Origin of the sequence: Mycoplasma cottewii (assembly GCF_024918975.1) — a bacterium.
GTDB lineage: Bacteria > Bacillota_I > Bacilli_A > Mycoplasmatales > Mycoplasmataceae > Mycoplasma > Mycoplasma cottewii.
Genome location: NZ_CP103424.1, coordinates 592,950 through 618,490 on the forward strand (window position 1 = coordinate 592,950; position 25,541 = coordinate 618,490).

Annotated in this window: 15 protein-coding genes; 5 read left to right on the plus strand and 10 right to left on the minus strand. The window is 27.6% G+C overall.

Going from position 1 to position 25,541, the window contains the following annotated elements; genetic code table 4:
* Positions 1-139 precede the first annotated feature (139 nt).
* The gene (locus NX779_RS02575; protein WP_259429864.1) at positions 140-5,599 is read left to right on the plus strand and encodes an ABC transporter permease; all 5,460 of its coding nucleotides are present in this window, start codon (positions 140-142) and stop codon (positions 5,597-5,599) included.
* 466 nt (positions 5,600-6,065) lie between these two features.
* On the opposite strand, the gene NX779_RS02580 is transcribed toward NX779_RS02575, so the two are convergent.
* The 10 genes from NX779_RS02580 to NX779_RS02625 all read right to left on the minus strand — a co-directional run bounded on the left by NX779_RS02580 (position 6,066) and on the right by NX779_RS02625 (position 23,563).
* Entirely contained in the window at positions 6,066-7,247 is a 1,182-nt protein-coding gene (locus tag NX779_RS02580) for an acetate kinase (RefSeq protein ID WP_259429865.1), read from the minus strand.
* Positions 7,248-7,267: 20 nt separating this feature from the next.
* Positions 7,268-8,233: a phosphate acetyltransferase gene (gene pta / locus NX779_RS02585; RefSeq protein ID WP_259429866.1), complete on the minus strand. Its 966-nt coding sequence runs from the start codon at positions 8,231-8,233 to the stop codon at positions 7,268-7,270.
* Between the two features lie 23 nt (positions 8,234-8,256).
* Positions 8,257-10,059: a dihydrolipoyl dehydrogenase gene (gene lpdA, locus NX779_RS02590; RefSeq protein WP_259429867.1), complete on the minus strand. Its 1,803-nt coding sequence runs from the start codon at positions 10,057-10,059 to the stop codon at positions 8,257-8,259.
* Positions 10,060-10,088: 29 nt separating this feature from the next.
* A complete protein-coding gene (locus NX779_RS02595; protein ID WP_259429868.1) occupies positions 10,089-11,363 on the minus strand; it encodes a dihydrolipoamide acetyltransferase family protein in 1,275 nt (424 codons plus the stop codon).
* A gap of 18 nt (positions 11,364-11,381) precedes the next feature.
* A complete protein-coding gene (locus NX779_RS02600) occupies positions 11,382-12,371 on the minus strand; it encodes an alpha-ketoacid dehydrogenase subunit beta (protein ID WP_259429869.1) in 990 nt (329 codons plus the stop codon).
* Entirely contained in the window at positions 12,371-13,483 is a 1,113-nt protein-coding gene (gene pdhA, locus NX779_RS02605) for a pyruvate dehydrogenase (acetyl-transferring) E1 component subunit alpha (protein ID WP_259429870.1), read from the minus strand. Before pdhA ends, NX779_RS02600 begins: the two co-directional genes overlap by 1 nt.
* A 24-nt stretch (positions 13,484-13,507) precedes the next feature.
* On the minus strand, positions 13,508-14,509 hold the full coding sequence (gene lplA, locus NX779_RS02610) for a lipoate--protein ligase (RefSeq protein ID WP_259429871.1): 1,002 nt from the start codon (positions 14,507-14,509) through the stop codon (positions 13,508-13,510).
* A gap of 3 nt (positions 14,510-14,512) precedes the next feature.
* Entirely contained in the window at positions 14,513-15,874 is a 1,362-nt protein-coding gene (locus NX779_RS02615) for an FAD-dependent oxidoreductase (protein WP_259429872.1), read from the minus strand.
* A 214-nt stretch (positions 15,875-16,088) separates the two neighbouring features.
* The gene (locus NX779_RS02620) at positions 16,089-16,922 is read right to left on the minus strand and encodes a hypothetical protein (protein ID WP_259429873.1); all 834 of its coding nucleotides are present in this window, start codon (positions 16,920-16,922) and stop codon (positions 16,089-16,091) included.
* A 131-nt stretch (positions 16,923-17,053) separates the two neighbouring features.
* Positions 17,054-23,563, minus strand: coding sequence for a BspA family leucine-rich repeat surface protein (locus tag NX779_RS02625; protein WP_259429874.1), 6,510 nt, complete (start codon positions 23,561-23,563; stop codon positions 17,054-17,056).
* Between the two features lie 429 nt (positions 23,564-23,992).
* Between NX779_RS02625 and NX779_RS02630 the strand changes: the two genes are divergently transcribed.
* The 4 genes from NX779_RS02630 to NX779_RS02645 all read left to right on the plus strand — a co-directional run bounded on the left by NX779_RS02630 (position 23,993) and on the right by NX779_RS02645 (position 25,465).
* Entirely contained in the window at positions 23,993-24,175 is a 183-nt protein-coding gene (locus tag NX779_RS02630; RefSeq protein WP_259429875.1) for a hypothetical protein, read from the plus strand.
* 8 nt (positions 24,176-24,183) lie between these two features.
* Entirely contained in the window at positions 24,184-24,549 is a 366-nt protein-coding gene (locus tag NX779_RS02635; RefSeq protein ID WP_259429876.1) for a hypothetical protein, read from the plus strand.
* A gap of 148 nt (positions 24,550-24,697) precedes the next feature.
* Entirely contained in the window at positions 24,698-24,916 is a 219-nt protein-coding gene (locus NX779_RS02640) for a hypothetical protein (RefSeq protein WP_259429877.1), read from the plus strand.
* Between the two features lie 348 nt (positions 24,917-25,264).
* Entirely contained in the window at positions 25,265-25,465 is a 201-nt protein-coding gene (locus NX779_RS02645) for a hypothetical protein (RefSeq protein ID WP_259429878.1), read from the plus strand.
* The last annotated feature ends 76 nt before the right edge of the window (positions 25,466-25,541 follow it).

The following is a 25,541-nucleotide window of genomic DNA, read 5'->3' on the forward strand; positions in this document are numbered from 1 at the left end:
CTCTCCTTTTAGTTTTTATAAGATAAACAAATAAATTTGCATTTAATATTTTATTAGGTTTATCTTTTCAATACTAATATTATATAATATAAGCATGTAATTTGTACATTAACAAAAAAACGTTTTTAAAGGTGGTTGTATGAGAAATTTATTTTTAATGATTAAACAAGGAATGAAATGAATCTATAATTTAAAGTTACAATTAATTATTATTATGTTTTTAACTTTTATAGCTTCAACTATTTTAACTATTTCATTTACAACTAATCAAAGACTAGAAAAAGAATACAACACAGTAGTTAATACAAAAAAAACACCTAAATTCGATTCAACTTATAATATTACAGTTGGAAGTAAAGCAAAACCTGAAAAAAATAGTACATTATTCTTACCAATATTTGATTTTATTAAAAAAGATTGAACTGGTATGAAAGAATCAAATAACTATAATATAGTTTTTAATAATATTTATGGTTATGAAACTTTAATAACTAAAACTATTGAATCAAATGAATTTAAAACAGCTTGAACATCTTATTTAGAAATGTTTGATATTAAAAACAGTAATAAAGATGGTGACGCAAAAGTAGCTGAAAATCAAGAAAAATTCGATTTTGCTATTGATGATGCTTTTTTTAATACAATGATTGATCTTATAAATAGTGATGATGAAAGTATTCAAGATACTGTTATTTATAAATACACTCAAAAAAATAAAGATTGATATAAAGATTATTTAATAGATAACAATAAAAGTAATTGATCAAAATTTATAAGTGATCCAAAATTTGAAACATTAAGAAATACTAAAAATCAAAATTTAAAAATTTATAACTACTCATATTATGCTTTTGAATCAGTTAGTCAATACCTTTTTAAAAATGTTAGGTATTTCATGAGTCAAGAATCAGAACTATTAGATAAAATAAAAAAAGACCTTAATACTAGAGAAAAAACTGCTAAATTATTTTATGAATTTTTCTTTGGTAAACAATGAGATAAAGATAATAAGATCGAAGAAAAATACATAACTAATGATGAAAATAAATATACACTACAATTTAATAAAGAACCTGGTTTTGAATTTAACGATATAATCACTCTTAATAAAGATAAAAATCAACAACCCACTGAAGATGATGACTTTTTTGAACTTATTGTTTCAAAAGGTTTTAAAGGTGTTTTAAGACCACTTTATATTAAAGGTTCAGATGAAGAAATTGAAAAAGTTGAATGATGAAATCAAACAAATGAATTAGAAGGTAAATTATCTGATCTTAATAAATATGTTCAGAATGTAGATAAAATCGAAGCTTTTAAAACTAGTGGACTTGTTAACTTTTTAGCAGTTAATGCTGATGAATTTGCAAATATTGGATCTAAAGCTGTTAACTTTTATTCTACTTTAGAAAAAGGTGATAATGATTTCTTAGTTCCTGTAGCTAGACAATATACAATTACTTCTGCATTTTTAACTCATAATTTACTAGCAGCTAATGCTAATGGGTACGGTTTATATATAAGACCTGAGATCATTTTTACCGATCATGTTACTAAAAAAACTTATAGAATTGTTGACATAACAAATACTGAATTTACTAATTATGAAATGTTAAAAGGAGAAGAATCAGCAAGTCCAAGTGAAATAACTGTAAGTAAACAATTTGCAAAAGCAAATAAAATTAAGATCGGTGGAAATATTTCACTAGGTCAACAATCTTCATTATTAATTACAGGATATTCAACTGACACTTATTCATTCTTTCCAACTTCAGATCCTAAAGTACCATTACCAAAATCAAAATCTGGTGGAATAGTTTATGCAAAAAGATCAACTATTACTAATATATTAGGTAAACAAGATAAAGCAGATAATAATGATAATACTTCAATGTTTAACTTCTTTTTATATAAACAAAAAGATGCTTCTAATTTAAATCAAGTATATCTAGATCAATTTGCTGATTCTTCAAAAATATATAACAATATTGTTAATACTTCTAGTCAAGCTGAAACTTTCTATTCTCAATTTAGCTTTAAAGATTCATTTTATTCATTAAACTGAATTTTATATGAAAGAGTTAGTTATTATTATAATTTAACAACATTACTATCAGCTATTATAATTGCTATGGTTACAAGTTTAGCAGTATTTTATGGAGTTTATAAATCTATTAAAAATAATGCAAAACAAATTGGTATTTTAAAAGCTAATGGGATGTATGCTCAAGTTATTGCACTTTCATATTTATCATATTCAATAATTTTAACTGTAAGTGTTATTCCACTTGGATGAATGTTAGGAACAGTTTTACAAGTTCCTTTTGTAGGTATTTTACAAGATTATTTTGGATTGAAATCTAATATTATTGCTTATAATAGTTCTTCAATTTTAATAACTATATTAATATTTGGTGTGATACTTGGAATATTTTCTTATTTAATAGCTTTATTAAATATTAGAAAACCTGTATTAAATATTATTAATAGAACTGATAAATGAAGTAAGCCTGTTATTACTAATTGATTAAGTGAACATGTATTTAAAAAAGTAAGTTTTACTAGAATAATAACTTTTAAAATTGCTGAAGCAGGTAAAAAACCATTAATGTTATTAACTGGATTATTATTTGTTGCTACATTATTTATTTCAGTTGCGGTTGCTCTGCCAAGTGTTGCGTTAAACGCTAAAGATAAATACTTTAAAAATATTAAATATAATAACGAATACAATTTAACTGATAGTTTAACAAATACTCCTTTAGGAAAAGATTCTATTAATATGTGATATGGTCATGAAAGTTTATCAAAATTTTCAAAAGCAACTAATTTAAATGGTAGAAGTATTGAATATTATGAAAATCCAAATGATTATCTAAGAAATATTTCAAACAACTCAGCTTTACCTTCGCTTATTTATAATGTTGATTCAATTGATAAAGATTTAACTAAAGCAGAAATCATCAATCCTATAAAACTTTATGTAAATCAATATATGAAAACTGGAAATGCTGATCTACCTGATAAATTGTTAGGTTGATTAAGTTATCAATTTACAATTGCTAATGGTCGAGCACTATCAATTGGAACAGTTGAACAGTTATATAGTTACTTTTTAAATGACGTTGACTGAGATGATAGATTTAATAGTGATGATGATAGAATTACAGAAGTAAATGACGCTGCAACACCTTTAACTACTATTGCAGGTCAAGCTATTAGTCAAATGTTTAAAATACAAGATGCTAAAATTGATGATTGAAGACAAACAATGCTAGACTTCTTATTAGCTTATACTCCATCACTTGTTAAATCATATTTAACAACTGAGTCTAGAAAAGAACAATTAAGTTTTGGTTTTCAAACTCAAAGTATTGTTCCTAAAAAAGATCAACTAGCTACAATGTTTACTCCTTTATCTAATAATTCAAAAACTTCATATAATGTTTTAGGATTAGATAGAACTGAAGATTCATTAAATATAAGAAAAAAAGATAAAGATAAAGTATTTTTACAAACTAGAGATTCTAAAGAAATAAATAAAGTGTTTAACCAACCTAAAGGTTCAGTTGATCATGATATTTATTTAAATAGTGGAGTAAAAATTTATGATCATGAAACTAATACAGTTATTGTTCCAACAATTATAAATAAACCACTAGCTTCAATTATTGATTCAAATTCAGATAAAGTATTAGAAAATATTTCAACAAATAATAACCAATTAACATTTAAAGATAAAAATGGAAACTTTAATAATTTACCTCGTCAAGCATGAATTTATGATGACACTGATTATGTAAATACAGCTTATGTAAAAAGCACATCATTTAATAAAGCAATGCAAAACACTAATGATCATGAAACTATAAACAATTATGAAGTTGTAGGATCATCAGATAAATTAAAATACTATTTAAATCCTTATAATTTAGATACAAATAAATTTACTCAAAAACAAGTTATAGATCTTTGATCAGAAAAAACTAAAGCTGAAAAATCAGGATTAACAAATGATTCACCAAAAGATCCTAATAAACCTAATAGTGAAGCAAGTGAATCAGACAAACCTAATAATGATCAAAAAGATCAAAATCTTTTAAATCAAATTGATTTTTCACATGATGGAATTGTTAAAGACTCACCATTATTTGGAGACTTTGTTATAAAAAATGATGGTTCTATTATTCGTTCATTTATAAGACCTTATTATCAAATGAGAAACTTATTATTATTTATTCCTAAACATGATGGCGTTAGCTGACAAGAATATGCAGCATATGCAAGTAAATGAAATAAACATGATGATGTAACTACTGTTGATAAAGATTATTTAACTGATCTAGATTCAACTAATGACAAAATCAGAAACATAAAACAACCATCAGTAAGTGTAATATCAAATAATATGGTTCCTAAATCAGTTAAAGATGCTTGAACTTCTACATTAGATAATAAAGTTGAAAAAGTTGATTATATTGCAATTAGACCTTATGATTTTTCATTAAATCAAAAAAGAGATAATAATAACGATAATGATAAAGCATTTGAATATTTTGTTTTTGATAAAGATGGAAAAATATTAGGTGTTAAAAAACAAGTATCTAATAAATTACTAGATAATTTAGTATTAGATGGAGTTTCACATTTCTTTAGAAGAGCACTAGGTCAAAGACATAATGTTGCTCCAATATTGAAAAATGAAAATAGACAAGTTAGATACGTTAACAAAGATTTAAAAATTAAATTTAAAAAAGTAGCTGACTTAGAATTATATGGAAGAGCAATGGCTATAGTTGATTCAGATCTAGCAAACTTAATTTATGGTTATGATATTTCAAGATCAACAAACTATAACTACCAACCATTTGATACTTCAAAAGTTGAATCTACTGGTAAATACTTTAAAAAATATAAAGCAACTACATGAAATAAAGTTTCAACAAATAACGCTTGAAAAGATAGTTTCATAGGTTCACAAGATGCTTATAGTTATTCACCGCATTACTACTTTAATACTTTGTATTCTAATGTTAAAGAACCACTAGGAATTTCAAGTGCTATATCAATTGTTACTGATAAAAAAATTGGTAATTCTATATTAGATATAACTGAATTTAGTGATTATAAAGCTTCAATCACAAATCTACAGTTTATAGCTGAAATAAAACAATTATTAGATCAATTAGCAAAAACTGCTGTTTATATAGCTATTATTATAATTTTATCTATAGCATTAGCTGCTGCATTATTAATTATGTTAGTTGTTGATATTTATATAGCTGAATATAAATCATTTATGATAATGCTTAAATCTATGGGATATACTAATTCTCAAATTGTTGACTTTACAGTTCGAATATCAGTCTTTGTAAGTTTAATAGTAGTTGTGCTTACTGTTGTAATGGTATTTGGAATAATAAGTATTATAAACTTAATACTATATGCAAAAGGATTCGTTCTTCCAATTGGATATAGTTGACTAGCACCACTTATATCATTAATTATGATTTTCTCATCATTCTTTAGTTCATTATGACTATCAACTAGAAAAATACGTAAAACAGATATTAGTGTAGCTATACATGCAAATGATTAATATTATAAAAAGATCTGGTTTCTAATCAGATCTTTTTTATTACTATTTATAAGTTTTAAGTTATAAAAGTATCACCATATCTTAATTCATTGTCTAGGTAGTGTATTAGTGTGTTATAACTTTAAATTATACGCATTATAGGGCTATTTATTAATAAAAAGTTATTTAACTATAAAAATGCTTAAAACACTCTTAAATGCATTCTTAGTGCTTATTCCCGAGTTTTACAGTTGTTGTGCTAAAGTAAAAAGTGCAACAACTTTTTAAATATAAAGGTTCATTTTGCTTAATATTACAAAAATTTTTTGACTCACGTTTCAGATTCAATATCATAACTAATAAAAGGCACACTATACACATAAAGCGTTTCTAATGTATCATAAGAATATTACATACGCTTCCCACTTAAGCATAAAAACATTATTAAATAAAAAAATGATCCAATTACTTGGATCATCTATATTAATTATTTTGTAAGTTTTAAAGTATCTAAACAAATCATTTTTTCTTCATTGGTTCTAATTGCATAAACAGGAACTTTTGAATCATCAGTTGAAATTAACATGAAATCATCGTATTTAGAAGTGTTTTTATTTTCATCAATTTTAACTTGCAATAATTTAACTTTTTCGATAATTATTTTTCTAATTAAGCTTGAATTTTCACCAATTCCAGCTGTAAATACAATACCATCTACGTTATCTAAATAGTTAGCATATTTTACAATGAAATCAGCAACAGTTTGAGCATATTTTTCAATAGTTAAAATAGCTCTTTTATCACCTTTTAAATAAGCATCAGTAACATCTCTCATATCAGCAGAAATACCACTCATTCCTAATAATCCTGATTCTTTATTTAAAGATTTAGTGATTTCAAAAATGTCAGTATTTAATTCTTTTGCCATATATTCAGCAATAGATGGATCAACATCACCACTTCTTGTTCCCATCATTAATCCTGCTAAAGGTGTTAGACCCATTGATGTATCGTGTGATTTACCGTTTTTAACACAACAAATACTTGCTCCGTTTCCTAAATGACAAACGATTAAGTTTAGATCTTCAGATTTTTTATTAAAAATTGATTCACATTTTGAAGTAATGTATTGATAACTTATACCATGGAAACCATATTTTCTTACACGGTGTTTTTCATATCATGAATATGGCGTTGAGTATAAGTAATTTACTTCAGGCATTGTTTGGTGGAATGCTGTATCAAAGCATGAAACTAATTTAGCTTTTGGCATTAATTTAGAAACAGCTTCAATAGCAACGATTGCTCCTGGATTGTGTAAAGGTGCTAGTTTAATATTTTCTTTTATTTTATTTAGAACATTTTCATCAATTAAAGTAGATTGACTAATTTCACCACCATGAACTGTTCTAAATCCTACACCAGTTATTTGTTCAACATTATCAATGATTTTTAATTCAATTAATTTATCTAAGATAAATTTAATTGCAGATTCATGATCTTTTAATTCATCATCATAAACGTATTTTTGATCATTGTGTTCAAATTTTAGTCTACCATCAATCCCAATTCTTTCAGCTAGACCATCTAGAATCGCTTCAACACCGTTTGTTGTTTCAAATAACTTAAATTTAATTGAACTACTTCCTGAGTTAACTACAAGAATCATATAATCTCTCCTTTATTTTATTAAGATAAATGTAAAGTCATAATTGCTGTGTTTAAAACATCAACTAAAGTAGCTCCACGACTTAAATCGTTTACTGGTTGGTTTAACCCTAGAACAAATGGACCTATAGCTTCAAATCCACCCATTCTTTGAGCAATTTTATAACCAATATTTCCAGCATTAATATCAGGGAAAACAAAGATATCTGGTGTTTGTTTTGTTAATAAATTGTTAGGGAATTTTTTATCTCTAACTGATTTATCAAATGCTGCATCAAATTGGATTTCTCCATCTGCTAAATAATCTTTTTCTTTATTTTTTAGAATTTCAACAGCAGCATGAACTCTATCAACATCTTCACCTTTACCTGATCCGTTTGTTGAATAACTTAATAAGGCTGCTTCAACATTTTTAACATTTAAAGTTTTAGCAAAATCAGCAGCCATGTCTGTCATATCTGCTAATTGTTGACTAGTTGGTCTAATATTTAGTGCACAATCAGTAAAAATGTAATTTTCTTCACCTTTACTCATAATAAATACACTACTTGCAATACTATAACCTGGTTTTGTACCAATTATTTGTAATGCAGGTCTTATTGTGTCAGCTGTTGTGTTGTTTAGTCCTGATAACATACAATCAGCTTGATTCATTTTAACTAACATTGCACCAACATAGTTTGGAAGTTGCATCATTTGTTTAGCAACTTCAATTGTTGCTTTACCTTTTCTTATTTCAACAAATTTTTCTTCTAGTGCAGTTGTGTCTAGTTTATCAATAGCAATAACTTTAATATCACTATGATTTTTTAAATCACTAGGAATATCAGCTTCATTTTTAAATAATAAAATTGGATTTCCTAGTTTTTCTTCTACTAATGTTTTAGCTACATTTTGTATTATACTTGCTTCTCCTTCTGGAAAAACAATACTTTTTTTATCTGCATTTTCAGATAATCTATTTTTAATATCTTGTATTGAATACATATTAATTTCTCCAAATTTATTTATTAGAAGTGAATTGCTTTTCCAGTTTCTAGTGCCTCAGCAACTTCTCCAACAGCTTCACTCATTGTTGGGTGAGGGTGAATTGTGTTTGCAATCTCAGTGATTGTTCCTTCACACTCAATAACAGCAGTAATTTCTGAAATCATTTCAGTTGCTCTATTTCCGATTATATGAGCTCCTAAAACAGTTTTGTATTTAGGTTCAACGATAATTTTTACAAATCCAGTTGTATCATCATCAGCTAAAGCTTTACCAATTGCTGAGAATGGGAATTTAAAGGCTTTATATTCTACATTTTCAGCTTTAAGTTGTTGTTCAGTTTTTCCGATCATAGCAACTTCTGGATGAGTATAGATACATGATGGAACTTTGTTAAAGTCCATTGTGATATCTTCAGCATGAGCTTTGTTAGCTTTTTTAGCAATTCTGTTAGCAGTAACAATAGCTGCTTTAACTGCTGATTGAGCTAACATAGCTTTACCAATAACATCTCCTACAGCGTATACTGAATCAAGGTTAGTTTCTTGATATTGGTTAACTTCAATACCTTTACGTGGTGTTAATTCTAATCCAATGTTTTCAAATCCATCTAAAGTTGTTCTACGTCCAACAGATTCTAAAACATATTCACCTTTAATTGTTTGTTGTTTTCCATCAACTTCGTAAACAACTTCTCCGTTTTTAAATTCTTTAACACTTGCATTAGTAATAACGTTCATGTTGTAAGTAGTTTTTAACTCTTTTGTCATTACATCAATAACATCTTTATCTAACATTTCTAAAACAGTTGGTAATGCTTGTAAAACAGTAACTTTAGTACCTAAACTTGCAAATAAACATCCAAATTCGATACCAATAACTCCTCCACCAATAACAACTAATGAATCAGGAATTTTAGGTACTGATAAAATACCTGTTGAGTCAATAACAACTCCAGCTTTTCTTCCTTCATCAAATCCTGGCAATGGTAAGTGGTTAGGAATTGATCCAGTTGCAATTACTAAATTATTTGCACGGTAATTTTTACCATTTACACTAATAGTGTTTTTATCTAACGCAACAGCATTACCTTTAATTTGAGTTACTTTATTTTTATCTAATAAATATTTAACTCCACCAGTTAATTTTTTAACTACTCCGTTTTTTCTTTCTAAAGCTTGAGCTCAGTCGATAACAACTTTTTCTGTGTTAGGTACTACAATACCTAATTCTTTAGCTTTATGTAAAATATCATGATATACGTGACTAGTTTTTAATAATGTTTTTGTAGGAATACATCCAACATTTAAACAAACTCCACCATAGTATTCTTTTTCAACTATTAAAGTTTTTAATCCTAATTGTGCACATTTAATAGCACAAACATATCCACCAATTCCAGCACCAATTACAGCAACATCAAATGTATCTTCAACATTTACATCAACTTTAGCAGGTTCTTGAGCTGGAGCTGAAGTTGCAGAATGACTACGTCTTGGTAATAAGTCGTTAGAAACAGGAGTTGCTCCAACAACACTAGCGTTTTCTTCAGCAGCTTCTTTTTTAGATGAAGCAGAATCAGAAGTTGATGATCCATCATCAATTTCCATAACAACGTCTCCAACTTTAATTTCTTGACCAGCTGAAATATTAATTACTGCAATTTTTCCATCAACTGGAGCTGGAATTTCACTATTAACTTTATCAGTTTCAACAAAGTATAGAGCTTGACCTGATTTTACAGTATCTCCAACTTTAACTAAAACTTCAGCGACTGTTCCTTCAGTTAGTCCTTCACCGATATCAGCAAATTTAACTTTATACATTTTTATTTTCTACCCTCTCTATTAAACTTTTAGACAAATAATACTATTGGTTTTGCTAAGTATTCTTGAACTTTGATCAAGAATCTTCCTGCATCAGCACCATCAATAATTCTATGGTCACAAGTCATTGAGAATGGCATTATGAACCTAGGTTTAATTTCACCGTTAATGTACATTGGAGTTTGAGTCATTGTTCCTACTCCTAAAATAGCAGATTCTGGTGAATTAATAATTGGAGTTGCGTAATCTAATCCGACTGAACCAAAGTTTGAAACTGTAAATGTTGCTTCAGTCATTTCTTTCATACTTAATTTTCCTTCTTTAGCTTTTTTAGCTAATTCAGAAATTTTGTTAGCGATTTCAAAAACACTTAACAAGTCAGCACCTTTAATTACAGGTACCATTAATCCTTGAGGAGTATCTACAGCAATACCAATGTTTATATTGTGCATGTATTGAATTTTGTTGTTTGCAAAATCTCCTCTTGCATTAATATTTGGCATATCACGTAATGCTTTAGCACAAGCTTTGATAATAAATGCTAAGTAAGTTAATTTAACTCCTTCTGATGCAGCGTAATCTTTTAAATCAGATCTTAATTTGTGAGTTTCAGTAATATCAACATTTTTCATACCAGTAAATGCAGCAATTTCAGTATGTGATTTAACCATAGCTTTAACTGTTGCTTTTCTGATTCCATTCATGTTGATTGTGTCTCATGATAATGGAGCATCAATATCTGGTGTTTTTTTACATGCAACTGGTTTTTCTTGACTTGAAGCAGCTGGTTCAGATTGAACGTTAGATGATTGAGCGTTTTTAACATCAGCTACTAAAATTCTTCCATTTGGACCAGTACCTTTTAATGAAGATAGATCCACTTTTAAATCAGCTGCAACTTTTCTTGCTAATGGAGTTGCTTTTACTTGTTGAGTTGATGAAACAGTTGTTGATACATTTCTTGTAATTAATTCGTTTGAAACAGGAGTTGCTCCAACAACACTAGCATTTTCTTCAATAACTTCAACTTTAGCTTCTTGTTTAGCTGGAGTTGAAACTGAAGGTCCAGATCCGTCATCAATTTCCATAACAACGTCTCCAACTTTAATTTCTTGACCAGCTGAAATATTAATTACTGCAATTTTTCCATCAACTGGAGCTGGAATTTCACTATTAACTTTATCAGTTTCAACAAAGTATAGAGCTTGACCTGATTTTACAGTATCTCCAACTTTAACTAAAACTTCAGCGACTGTTCCTTCAGTTAGTCCTTCACCGATATCAGCAAATTTAACTTGATACATATTTTCTATCCTTTCTTTCTAAAATTTATAATCTAAAAGTTCTTTCATTTTGTCTAAAACTTTTAATGGACTAGTTTGGAAGTATGCTTCACCTCTATCATAAGGTGTAACAACATCATAACCTGTACATCTTGATAAAGGTGCTTTTAGATACTCAAAACATTCTTCATTTACACTAGCAATAATTTCAGAAGAAACAGAAAATGATCTAACAGCTTCATGAACAACTAATAGTCTTCCAGTTTTTTTAACTGATTCAACAACCATTTTTTTATCTCATGGTTTAATTGAACGTAAATCAATTAAGTCAACTGTAGCATTTGGATGACTTTCTTTTAACATTGCAACTGCTTTTTGACAATCAACAGTTTGAGCTCCATAAGTAACAACAGTTATGTCGTTTCCTTCTTGAATTTTGTATCCTTCACCAATTTTAATAGTGTAGTAATCATCTGGGATTTCTTGTTTGAAAGCTCTATATAATTTAGTTGGTTCTAAGAAAATAACTGGATCTGGTGATTCAATAGCTGCTAGTAATAATCCTCTAACATCATATGGAGTAGATGGACAAACAACTTGTATTCCAGGAATGTGAGAAAATACAGATTCTAAAGCTTCACTGTGGTGTTCTAGTGCACGAATTCCTCCACCCATTGGAGTTCTAATAACCATAGGTGCAGTATATTTTCCTCTACTACGGTTTCTCATTCTTGAAATGTTAGTCATAATGTTTTGTAAAGCTGGTAATCCTAAACCTTCAAATTGTAATTCGATAACAGGTCTCATACCATTCATAGCCATACCTAAACCAACACCAGCAAACATAGCTTCACTGATTGGAGCGTTAAAACAACGTTCATTTCCATATTTAGCTTGTAAACCTTGAGTAGCTCTGAAAACTCCCCCTTCAGTTCCTACGTCTTCTCCAAAAACCACAATATTTTTGTGTTTTTCCATTGCAGAATCTAAAGCGTCAGTTACAGCTTTAATATTATTAACAATAGCCATTAGTGGTGCCCTCCTTTAGCAGCTTCTGGGTATTTTTCAAAGAATGCTTTTGCTTCTTCATATTGCTCTTTTAAGAATGAATCCATTTCAGCATATTGATATTTGAAAATTTCTTCTAATCCATAGTTTTTATTTTGTTCAACTCAAGCAAATTCTTCAGCAATAAATTTATCTTGTTCTGCATCTAATTCTTCTTGTTGTTTATCTGATCATAATTTGTTTTCGATTAATCATTTTTTTAATCTTACTAATGGGTCATATTGTTGCATTTCTTCAAATTCACCTTTTGGACGGTATACATCTGGGTTATCTGAAGATGAGTGTGCACCTAATCTATATGTTTCACACTCAACAAATACTGGTCCATTACCTTTTCTAGCGTATTCAACAACTTCTTTAAATACTGCTATACATGCAAAGTAATCATTTCCATCAACTTTAATTGAAGGCATACCACTCGCAATAGCTTTAACTGCAAAGTTTAATGATTTAGTTTGTTCACTTCTTGCAGTAGAAATAGCTCATTGGTTATTTTCACATACAAAAATAGCTGGAACTTCATGAATTTTTGCAAAGTTCATTGCTTCATAAGTTTCACCTTCACTAGTTCCTCCATCACCAGTTGTTGTAACAACAACTCCACCAGTTTTGTTGTATTTTTCAGCAAACGCCATACCAGCAGCTTGTGAGTATTGTGAACCAATAATAATGTTTGGAGGTAAACTGTTAACACCTTCAGGTGATCTTCCTCCTAATTCATTACCTACTCAGTAAAGCATAATGTTTCTGATTTTTTGTCCCATTGCTAGTCATCCAGCATTGTTTCTATAACCACTTATAAAATGATCAGTTTTTTTGTTTAATGCATTAATGTATGCAACTTCACAAGCTTCTTGACCTGTTGATGATAAGAAAGATAGTAATCTTCCTTGACGTTGCATTGTGTTTTGATAAATATCTTGTCTACGAGAAAGATTCATTGTTTTGTATGCTTCTATAATTTCTTCATTAGAAATTTTAGGCATTAATTTAGGGTTAATAATTTTCCCATCTTTATCCATTATACGAACACATTCGTCTTTTAATGGATCAAATTTTCCTAAATAATTCATCTATATTTTCCTTTCTATAATAAATTATTCAAATAATAAATTTATGAAATCTTCTTTAGTAAAGTTTTTAGCAAAGATTTCTTCTAAATCGTAACTATCTAATACTTTTTCGATGTCTTCTTGTTTAAATGAAACTCCTATTAAAGATTTCTCTAATTCTTCAGTACCTTGAGTTCCTAAAAAATCACCATAAATTTTAATATCTTTAATAGTTCCGTTATCTACATCTAAACTGATTTGGATAAATCCTTTAGATTCTAAATATTTCTTTTTATTTAAAGAGAAATTTGTATTGCGACCAAAGTTTCATTCTCATCTATCATATTTTTCTAATTTAGATCTATTAATTGATTGAATTTCTTCATCTGTTAATTCAATTCAATGAATTTGTTCATTTTTAACATATGAATCAATTACATTACCGATAAATGTATCTAAATCGATATCGATATTTAGATCTTTGAAGAAATCTTTAATGTTTCTTACTCTAGCTGGTTTTGATCTAACTTGTTGGTGTTTTAATTTTTCTGGATCAACAATTAGATATTTAGCTATTTTAGATAAATCAACATCAAATAATAATGTTCCGTGAACTAAAGTTTTATTTTTAGTTTTTAATTGAGCATTACCACTAACTTTATATCCATCAATTACCATGTCATTTCTACCTGAAAATTCAGCAGGTATTTTATTGTCATTTAAATAAGTAATTATTGGTTGTAAAGCTTTTTGATAATCTACATCATCAGTTGAATTATCTACAATCAATGAATAACAGACATTACCTAAATCTTGAAAAACAGTTCCACCACCAGTATTTCTTTTGATGATTTTCACTCCGTCTTTTCAAGCTTCAGTTAAATTAATTTCAGCAAATGTGTTTTGGTTACGTCCAACAACAATAGTATTAGCATTTTGTCAGAAAAACACAATTGGATCTTTTGATTTTCAATGATATGTTAAGTATTCTTCAATCGCTAAATTAATAGCTGGATCATGGTATTTTGAAATTAATAAATTAATCATAAACTATTTCTTTTTAAAGTAATTTAAACCTAAAACTTCTAATCCAGCTAATGAAATGAAGTTAAATGGTTTGTTGAAGTGTGGTAAGAAGAAAATATCAACTAGTGGTAATTCATCAATTGTTAAGTCTTTTTGAATTCCTAAAGCTAACATGTACATTACTTCTGTATGATTTTTTTCACTTGCTACTTGAGCTCCAACAATTTTTCTTGTGTTTTTGTCTCAAACAACTTTGAATCATACATCGTGTGCTGATGACATGAATTCAGGTCTATCTAAATCGTGGAAATTGATTGATTCTACTTCCATTCCTAAACGTTTAGCAGCTTCTACCGAAACTCCAACACTTGCCATATGGAAATCAAATACTGAAATACCGTTTGCACCAGTATATCCAGGTGATTTTAATACATTTCCTCTAACAATGTTTGTTGCAGCTGTAACAGCTGTTCTAACTGCAGTTGTAGCTAATTGGATTGGAACACTTTTGTTTAAAGCTTTGTTGTAAACTTGAGCACAATCTCCTACTGCATAAATATCAGCATTTGTTGTTTGCATGTAATCGTTTGTTACAATAGCTCCTCTTTCGTCTAAGTCACAAACTCCTTCAAGAATTTTAGTTTGTGGTCTTACTCCTACTGAAAAGATTACATAATCCACATCGATTGAACCTTTATCAGTAATAACTTGAGTAACTTTTCCGTTTTCACCTTTAAATTCAGTAACTTTTGAACCTAATACTAATTTAACACCTGCTTTAGTCATTTTTTCTTGCATTAAATCAGTAAATTCTTTATCGTAGTAAACTGGCATAATTCTGTCAGCAACGTCAATTAAAGTAACATCTTTTCCAAATTCGTTGAATGCTTCAACTAATTCAACTCCGATGTATCCTGCACCAACAACTGCGATTTTTTTGTAATTTTTATCTAAGTTGTGTTCTAGAATTTTTTTTGCGTGGTGGTAGTTTTTGCAAATTTGAACACCATCTAAATCGATTCCTGGGATAGGAGGAATTAGTGGTCATGTTCCAGTAGCAACGATTAATTTATCGTAATTATCAGTTTTTACTTCACCTGTTAATAAATCTTTAACAGTAACTGTTTTAGTTTTATCATCAACTGATAAAACGTCATGATTCATAAATACGTTAATTCCTTCTTCTTTTAAAGTTTCTGGAGTAGCGTAAAATAACATATTTGGGTCTTTTACTTCCCCTTTAACTCATAAAGCAATACCACATCCTAAAAATGAAATAGCATCATTTTTATCATAGGTATTAACTTCACAAGTTGGGTCTAATCTTTTTAATGTTCTAACTGCTGTAGTACCAGCGTGGTTAGTACCTAATACTATAACTTTCATACAAGTCCTTCCTTTTCATTATTAGTGAATAATTTTTAATAAAAATGAATTAATATAAATTATTAATTATTCCTAATATATATTTTAACTTATTATAGCTAATATTGACAATATTATTAAATTTTAACTAAGCACCACTTTTTGACTAAATAATGCTTAATTATTCTGCTTTAAAATAATAAAAAACCAAACTTAATTTGGTTTTAATTTCTTATTAGTTAGTTGGTGCTTTTTTATATTTTTTAGTAACTAGGATTGCAGTTCCTGCTAAAACAGAAGCTGAAGCAATAGATAAAGCGATAATAACTCCTTTGTTGTCAGGTTTTTGATCTGGTTTAATTTCAATATTAAATTTAGCAGTTATTTCTCCTTTGTAGTTTATTACAGTTTTCTTTTCATCTTGTTTTGATTGTTTTTTATTTGAATCAACTTGTGGTTCGATAGCTTTAAAAGTTACAGATACAGATTTGTATTTTTCTTTTTCAAAAGTGATTTCAGCTTTTGTCATTTCTAATTGGTTAGCATCTAAAGCTGAAGTTGTTTTTATATTTGCAATACTTAATGCTCTTAAAATATCTTTTTTTGCTTTTTTAATATCTACATTTTTTGGTAATTTTATCTTAATATCTTTTGTTTTTATAATTAAATCTTTTAAATCGAATTTAGCTTCTTTATTAACAATAAATTCAACTTCAACTGATCCTTGATAGTTTTTACTATCATCTTTTGCTGAAATTTTAGCTTTTTTACCATCTTGGTTTTTTTCAATTTTTAATTGATTGATATCTAAACTAGCATTTTTATTTTTTCTATTTATAGCTACAATAATTTCTTGATCTGAATCTTTAAGAATTTCACCTATATTTTTGTCTACAACTAACTCAGATAAGTTTTTTTTAGTTTCAGTGGTTGTTTCAGAGTTTGATGCAATATTAGTTGTTTGTTTTAAAATGATATTATTTTTAGAATTGTTATTGTTTATCAAAGCAAAAGAACCAGTAGTTAGTAAGATTGCTGATGCTGTTAATACACTTAAAAATTTCTTCATAGTTTTTCTCGCTTTCTAATAAACTTATAAGACAATGTTTACTATTTAAATTTTATATCAAAAGAGAGTTATTACAATATAAAAATAAAAATAGAGTCTATTAAATAAACTCTATTTTATGTTTTAAATTATTAACTATTAGTTCTCAAAGAATTTCTAATTTTTTCAGGTAGTTTTTGATCTTTAAATGCAGGGTTAGCTCCATTGTTAAAGTTTTCAAATTTTTTAGTATCACTTATTGTTACATTTCATTTAGAAATATCTTGATCAAATGCTCTTGCGTTTTCGAACATCTTAGTCATATCTGTTACTTTTGAAACATCTCAAGCAGTGTATTTTGAACCATCTGCTTTTTCTATTTCTTTAGTATTAATGTTCTGATTGAAACTTGATGCACCAGCAAACATTTGTTCCATAGTTGTAACTTGTGAAGTATTAAAGTGTGATATGTCTTGATTGAAACTTGATGCATTAGCAAACATTCGTTCCATTCTAGTTACTTTTGAAGTATCGAATTTATCTCCTAGAGATTGGTTGAATGCTTTTGCATTTAAAAACATACGTCGCATATCTGTTACTTTTGAAGTATCGAATTTATCTCCTAATGAATGGTTGAATGGTGTGTTGTAGAACATTAAACGCATATTTGTAACTTGTGAAGTGTCAAAGTTATTACCTAGAGATTGGTTGAAGTTTCTAGCGTCATAGAATATTTGTTCCATACTTGTTACTTTTGAAGTATCGAATTTATCTCCTAGAGATTGGTTGAATGCATATGCACTATCAAACATAGATACCATACTTGTAACTTGAGAAGTGTTGAAATTATTACCTAATGATCCATTGAATCTAACAGCCTGATGGAACATGCTTGTCATGTCTGTTACATTTGAGGTATTGAATTTATCTCCTAGAGATTGGTTGAAGTTTCTAGCTTGATGGAACATACCTCTCATATTATTTACATTTGTGGTGTCGAAATTATTTCCTAGTGATTGGTTGAATGAACTAGCACCAGAGAACATACTTTGCATATTTCTTACATTTGTAGTGTTGAATTTATTTCCTAGTGATTGGTTGAATGAACTAGCACCAGAGAACATATCCTTCATATTTTCAACTTTAGAAGTGTTGAAATTATCTCCTAATACTTGGTTGAATGCTCTTGCTTTACTAAACATATATTCCATTGTTGTAACTTTTGAAGTGTCAAATGAATTACCTAATGATTTGTTAAATACATTTGCACTAAAGAACATTTCTTTCATATTAGTTACTTGTGAAGTGTTGAATTTATCTCCTAGAGATTGGTTGAATGAACTAGCACCAGAGAACATACCTTCCATTGTTGTAACTTGTGAAGTGTCAAAGTCATTACCTAATGAACTGTTGAATTTTTCTGCTTTTCAGAACATTCAGCTCATATCGGTTACTTTTGAAGTGTCAAATATGTTACCTAAAGATGCATTGAATGCTTTTGCTTCACCAAACATCAACTTCATATTTGTAACTTGTGAAGTGTCAAATAGATTACCTAGAGATTTGTTAAATTTGTGAGCTTGATAGAACATTTTTTCCATATTAGTTACTTTTGAAGTGTTGAATTTATCTCCTAATGCTTGATCGAACACTTTTGCTTCATTGAACATACCTAACATAGTTGTAACTTGTGAAGTGTCAAAGTCATTACCTAAAGAACTGTTGAATTTTTCTGCTCTTCAGAACATTCAGCTCATATCAGTTACTTTTGAAGTGTTGAATTTATCACCTAACACTTGGTTGAATGCTCTTGCTTCACCAAACATAGATTCCATGTTTGTAACTTGTGAAGTGTCAAAGTTATCTCCCAATGATTTATTAAATGAATTTGCATAGTAGAACATTCGTCTCATATTAGTTACTTTTGAAGTGTTGAATTTATCACCTAACACTTGGTTGAATGCTCTTGCTTCTTGGAACATACCTTCCATTGTTGTAGCTTTTGAAGTATCAAATGAATTACCTAATGATTGGTTGAATTTTTCCGCTCTTCAGAACATTCAGCTCATATTAGCTACTTTAGAAGTGTTGAATTTATCACCTAAAGATCCATTGAATACTTTTGCTTCACCAAACATAGATTCCATTGTTGTAACTAATGATGTGTCAAATAGATTGCCTAATGATTTATTAAATTTGTGAGCTTGATAGAACATTTCTTTCATATTAGTTACTTTAGAAGTGTTGAATTTTTCACCTAATACTTGATCGAATCTTTTTGCTTCTTTAAACATAGCTTCCATGTTTGTTACTTTTGAAGTGTCAAAGTTAATACCTAAAGAGCTATTAAATGAATAAGCTCTGTTGAACATAAAACTCATATTAGTTACTTTTGAAGTGTTGAATTTATCTCCTAATGCTTGATTGAATTTAGTTGCGTGTTGGAACATAGACTTCATGTTTGTAACATTAGAAGTATCTCAACTTTCTAATCCTGAAATTGTTGTGTTTCTATTTCTTGTGAATGCAGATTCTAAACTATTTATAAATGTAGGTAGTATTGGAACTACTTTATTTGTATCAGCATTAACTGCTTCTATTTGTCATTCTCCAAAAGAATTTTTAAAGAATCCAATTCTTGTTAACTCTTTATTTTTGTCTTTATAAGTAGCTTTTACACCAAATTCAAAATTAATTGTTCCAATAAGTCCTTTGGTTTTATTTTCTTTTCCTGTAATTCTTATATCTTTACCGTTAATTTCTATATTCAGATCATTTAAACTCAAGTTTCAATTGTTTAGTTCATTTATTCTTCTTAATATAGTGTCATGTTTAACATCTGATAGCACATTTAAATAATCATGAGTTTGTTTTGATAGACTTAAATTCACTTGAATTGAACCTTGATATTTATCATTACCATTAACTGTAATTGTTGCAACTTTATCATTTACTTGAACTCTTAATTGTTGACGAGTAATTTTATTTAAATTTAATAAATCAGTATTTAATTCAATAAAACTGTTTAACACACTTTGAGTATTGTTGTTTTTAAGATTGTTTATATCTTTTGCGATTCCTTGAATTGTATTAAATTGTTCTTTAATTGAATAATTAATTTCAACAGTACCTTGATATTGAGCGTTATCAGATTTAACTTGGATTTTTAATTTTCCATTTTGATTTGAAAGAACATTAAAACTTGCAACAGTAAATCCAGGAAGTTTTTGTTCGTTATCTTTAATAAATTTTTCAATGATTTTGTTTTGTTCATTTGAATTAAATGCTCCAGCATTAGTGTTTAATCCTAAACTTGCAATATCAGTTTTAATTGAATAATTAATTTCAACAGTACCTTGATATTGAGCGTTATCAGATTTAACTTGGATTTTTAATTTTCCATTTTGATTTGAAAGAACATTAAAACTTGCAACAGTAAATCCAGGAAGTTTTTGTTCGTTATCTTTAATAAATTTTTCAATGATTTTGTTTTGTTCATTTGAATTAAATGCTCCAGCATTAGTGTTTAATCCTAAACTTGCAATATCAGTTTTAATTGAATAATTAATTTCAACAGTACCTTGATATTGAGCGTTATCAGATTTAACTTGGATTTTTAATTTTCCATTTTGATTTGAAAGAACATTAAAACTTGCAACAGTAAATCCAGGAAGTTTTTGTTCGTTATCTTTAATAAATTTTTCAATGATTTTGTTTTGTTCATTTGAATTAAATGCTCCAGCATTAGTGTTTAATCCTAAACTTGCAATATCAGTTTTAATTGAATAATTAATTTCAACAGTACCTTGATATTGAGCGTTATCAGATTTAACTTGGATTTTTAATTTTCCATTTTGATTTGAAAGAACATTAAAACTTGCAACAGTAAATCCAGGAAGTTTTTGTTCGTTATCTTTAATAAATTTTTCAATGATTTTGTTTTGTTCATTTGAATTAAATGCTCCAGCATTAGTGTTTAATCCTAAACTTGCAATATCAGTTTTAATTGAATAATTAATTTCAACAGTACCTTGATATTGAGCGTTATCAGATTTAACTTGGATTTTTAATTTTCCATTTTGATTTGAAAGAACATTAAAACTTGCAACAGTAAATCCAGGAAGTTTTTGTTCGTTATCTTTAATAAATTTTTCAATGATTTTGTTTTGTTCATTTGAATTAAATGCTCCAGCATTAGTGTTTAATCCTAAACTTGCAATATCAGTTTTAATTGAATAATTAATTTCAACAGTACCTTGATATTGAGCGTTATCAGATTTAACTTGGATTTTTAATTTTCCATTTTGATTTGAAAGAACATTAAAACTTGCAACAGTAAATCCAGGAAGTTTTTGTTCGTTATCTTTAATAAATTTTTCAATGATTTTGTTTTGTTCATTTGAATTAAATGCTCCAGCATTAGTGTTTAATCCTAAACTTGCAATATCAGTTTTAATTGAATAATTAATTTCAACAGTACCTTGATATTGAGCGTTATCAGATTTAACTTGGATTTTTAATTTTCCATTTTGATTTGAAAGAACATTAAAACTTGCAACAGTAAATCCAGGAAGTTTTTGTTCGTTATCTTTAATAAATTTTTCAATGATTTTGTTTTGTTCATTTGAATTAAATGCTCCAGCATTAGTGTTTAATCCTAAACTTGCAATATCAGTTTTAATTGAATAATTAATTTCAACAGTACCTTGATATTGAGCGTTATCAGATTTAACTTGGATTTTTAATTTTCCATTTTGATTTGAAAGAACATTAAAACTTGCAACAGTAAATCCAGGAAGTTTTTGTTCGTTATCTTTAATAAATTTTTCAATGATTTTGTTTTGTTCATTTGAATTAAATGCTCCAGCATTAGTGTTTAATCCTAAACTTGCAATATCAGTTTTAATTGAATAATTAATTTCAACAGTACCTTGATATTGAGCGTTATCAGATTTAACTTGGATTTTTAATTTTCCATTTTGATTTGAAAGAACATTAAAACTTGCAACAGTAAATCCAGGAAGTTTTTGTTCGTTATCTTTAATAAATTTTTCAATGATTTTGTTTTGTTCATTTGAATTAAATGCTCCAGCATTAGTGTTTAATCCTAAACTTGCAATATCAGTTTTAATTGAATAATTAATTTCAACAGTACCTTGATATTGAGCGTTATCAGATTTAACTTGGATTTTTAATTTTCCATTTTGATTTGAAAGAACATTAAAACTTGCAACAGTAAATCCAGGAAGTTTTTGTTCGTTATCTTTAATAAATTTTTCAATGATTTTGTTTTGTTCATTTGAATTAAATGCTCCAGCATTAGTGTTTAATCCTAAACTTGCAATATCAGTTTTAATTGAATAATTAATTTCAACAGTACCTTGATATTGAGCGTTATCAGATTTAACTTGGATTTTTAATTTTCCATTTTGATTTGAAAGAACATTAAAACTTGCAACAGTAAATCCAGGAAGTTTTTGTTCGTTATCTTTAATAAATTTTTCAATGATTTTGTTTTGTTCATTTGAATTAAATGCTCCAGCATTAGTGTTTAATCCTAAACTTGCAATATCAGTTTTAATTGAATAATTAATTTCAACAGTACCTTGATATTGAGCGTTATCAGATTTAACTTGGATTTTTAATTTTCCATTTTGATTTGAAAGAACATTAAAACTTTCAACAGTAAATCCAGGAAGTTTTTGTTCGTTATCTTTAATAAATTTTTCAATGATTTTGTTTTGTTCATTTGAATTAAATGCTCCAGCATTAGTGTTTAATCCTAAACTTGCAATATCAGTTTTAATTGAATAAGAAACATTAATTGAACCTTCATAATTTATGTTATTTTCAACAGTAATTTTTGCTTCATTTTCAACTAATTCAAATTTTAATTGTTCACGAGTAATTTTTACTGTATCTTGTTCTAATATTTCTTTATTTATTTCAAAGAATCTATCTAAAATAGTGTCTGGTTGATCATCTACAAGTCCACTTATATGAGATTGAATTGATTTATGATCTTCAGTTGATTTAAGAAGTGTTGAAAATTGAGGCAGATTGTATCTAAACACAACTTCACCAACATAAAAAATAGAATCTGATTTTGCTTTAACTTTGATAGTTTTTTCTTGTTCATTAATTTGAATATCAAAGTTTTGTTTGATTTTTTCAGCATTAAAATCTTTGTTATTTAAAAGATTTCTTTCAACTAATCTTTCAATAACTTTTTCTATGGTACGCACTTCAAAAACACCAAGATTTTTATTCTCTTCTTTTATTAGAGAACTGATGTTTGGTTTGTTAAATTTTATTTCTACTGAACCTTTAAGAAACTTGCTTGATTTTTTAGCAGAAATTGTCACACTAGGAACACTTGGGTTAAATTTAAATTCAACATTTTTAAGTTCGATCTCTATATGTGATTTTTCTGTTCTTAAAATCTTGCGTTGTACATTTATTTGATCTAATATAAGTTGTTGATTTTCAGTGTATAGAATTTTTAGAGAACGTACGCTCTCAGGAATATCATTGGTAAGGTTAAGATTTTTGGCGTCTAGTTTTCTTTTATTATGTAACACTCCTACCGTTACTCCAGCTACTGAACTAGAACTAACTAATAACCCGGCAATGATACTTAATAATTTACCTTTTCTTGCCATAACAATTTTATTTTACTTCTTTTTTTTTTTTTTTTAACACAGTAACATTAAGAATTTTACAAATTTTAAGGTTCAATTATTTAAAACTATTTTTTAATATTAAGTGTAATAAAACAACTATTTTTGTAACCTGAACTTTTCACAATTTTGTAACTAGTTAATAATAATTATGCAAAACCCTTTTAAATAAAGGGTTTTTATTTTGAAAAACGATAGATTTTTCCTTTAAATAGTGATATAATGTAACTAGTAAAGGGGATAAAAAATGGCTTTTAAACCGGTTAAAATACCATCAAAAGATATTGTATTTAGTAGAAGAAAAAACTGCACTTATGTTTACTACACAACTAAGAAAATTTTTAATAAAGAAAAGGGTTATAGTGAAAACGAAAGAGCGTGTATAGGGATTGTTTCTGATGAAAAGAAACAATGATGATACCAAATAAAAACTACGTTACCTATTTTGGAGATTTTGGTATTTCTCTTGAAAAAAATGATAGTCAATTCTCAAGAGTTTTATCATTCGGTGCAAGATTAGTTGTTGGCAAAATATTAGAAATGTTAAACATAAATTCAATACTAAATAAAGTTTTTAAAGAAAAACTGATTTAATAAAATCTTTGATTTGCTATTTCATTGATGAACAAAGTTCTACAATTCAACATTATGAAAAATGAGCAAGAAGAAATGCTATTTTTGGAAATAAAATAGATAGCCAATCAACAATTTCAAGATTATTTAATAATGTTTTGACTGAAGATTTGATAATGGAATTCACATACATATGAAACGTTGAATTTCAGAAAAATAGTCTTTCAAGAGATATTATTTTATCTTTAGACTCAACTAACTTTAACACTTATTCAGAAAACATAAAACTTGCTGAATACGGCAAAGCAAAAGTTGATCAAGGATTAAAACAAGTCAACTTAGCTTATGTAATAGACAATGAAACTACAATGCCATTGTTTTATCAAACTTTTTAGGATCTGTTACAGATCAAACACAATGCAAAGAATTAATTAATAAAAGCATAGAATATGGGTATAAAAATCCTACATTAGTTATGGATAGAGGATTTTTAATACTGAAAATGTAAATTATCTTCAAAATGTTGACTACAAATACATAATTATGGCCAAATCAAGAAATAAATCTTTAGACGTTTTATTAGAAGAAAACAGAAATAAGATCAAGGATAATTTTAATTGTTATATAGAAAAATTTGGTTGTTATGGACTAAAACTTAGAACAAAAGTTATTGGTGAAAAAGAGCAATTTGTCTACATTTATTACAATGGAGAGTTAGCTGAAAATAAGAAAAAGCATTTTTCAGAAAAATGCAAAAGCTAAACAAACTATTTTAGATTCAAAGCTAGACGTTGAATCTTTAAAAAAGAATACAAAAATTTCTTTGATATTAGTCTAAATGAAAACAAACAAAAAATCATTTCTTTAAAAGAAGATGTATTTGAAAAAGTTCATAAAAATGCAGGTTTTTCAATAATAGTTTCAAACATAGATTCTGATCTAGAATTTATACTTACTCAGTACAAAAAGAGATCTTGTTGAAAAGCCTTTTCAACTGTTAAAACAACTTTTGATTTAAATAAATTCAACGTTCAAGACAGATTAGTTTTAGAATCAAAGATGTTTATTTCATTTTTAGCCTTAATTGTTAGATCGTATTTTAGTTATTGCATGAAAGAATTTTTATCTGACAATAGACACCATACAGTGAATACACTGTTTAGTGAACTATCAAAAATGGAACTAGCAAAATTCAATAAAACATATGTTAGTTCATATGGTTTAAGTAAGACTCAAAAAATAATTTTATCTGCATTTAAAATATCTGAAAGAGATATAAATCAATGTACAAAGAGATTAATAAAAACCTAAACTAGTCACACACTTGTGAAAAGTTCAGGTTTAAAATGATAAATTACTAGTGTTTTAAGAATTTTAAAAATATTTA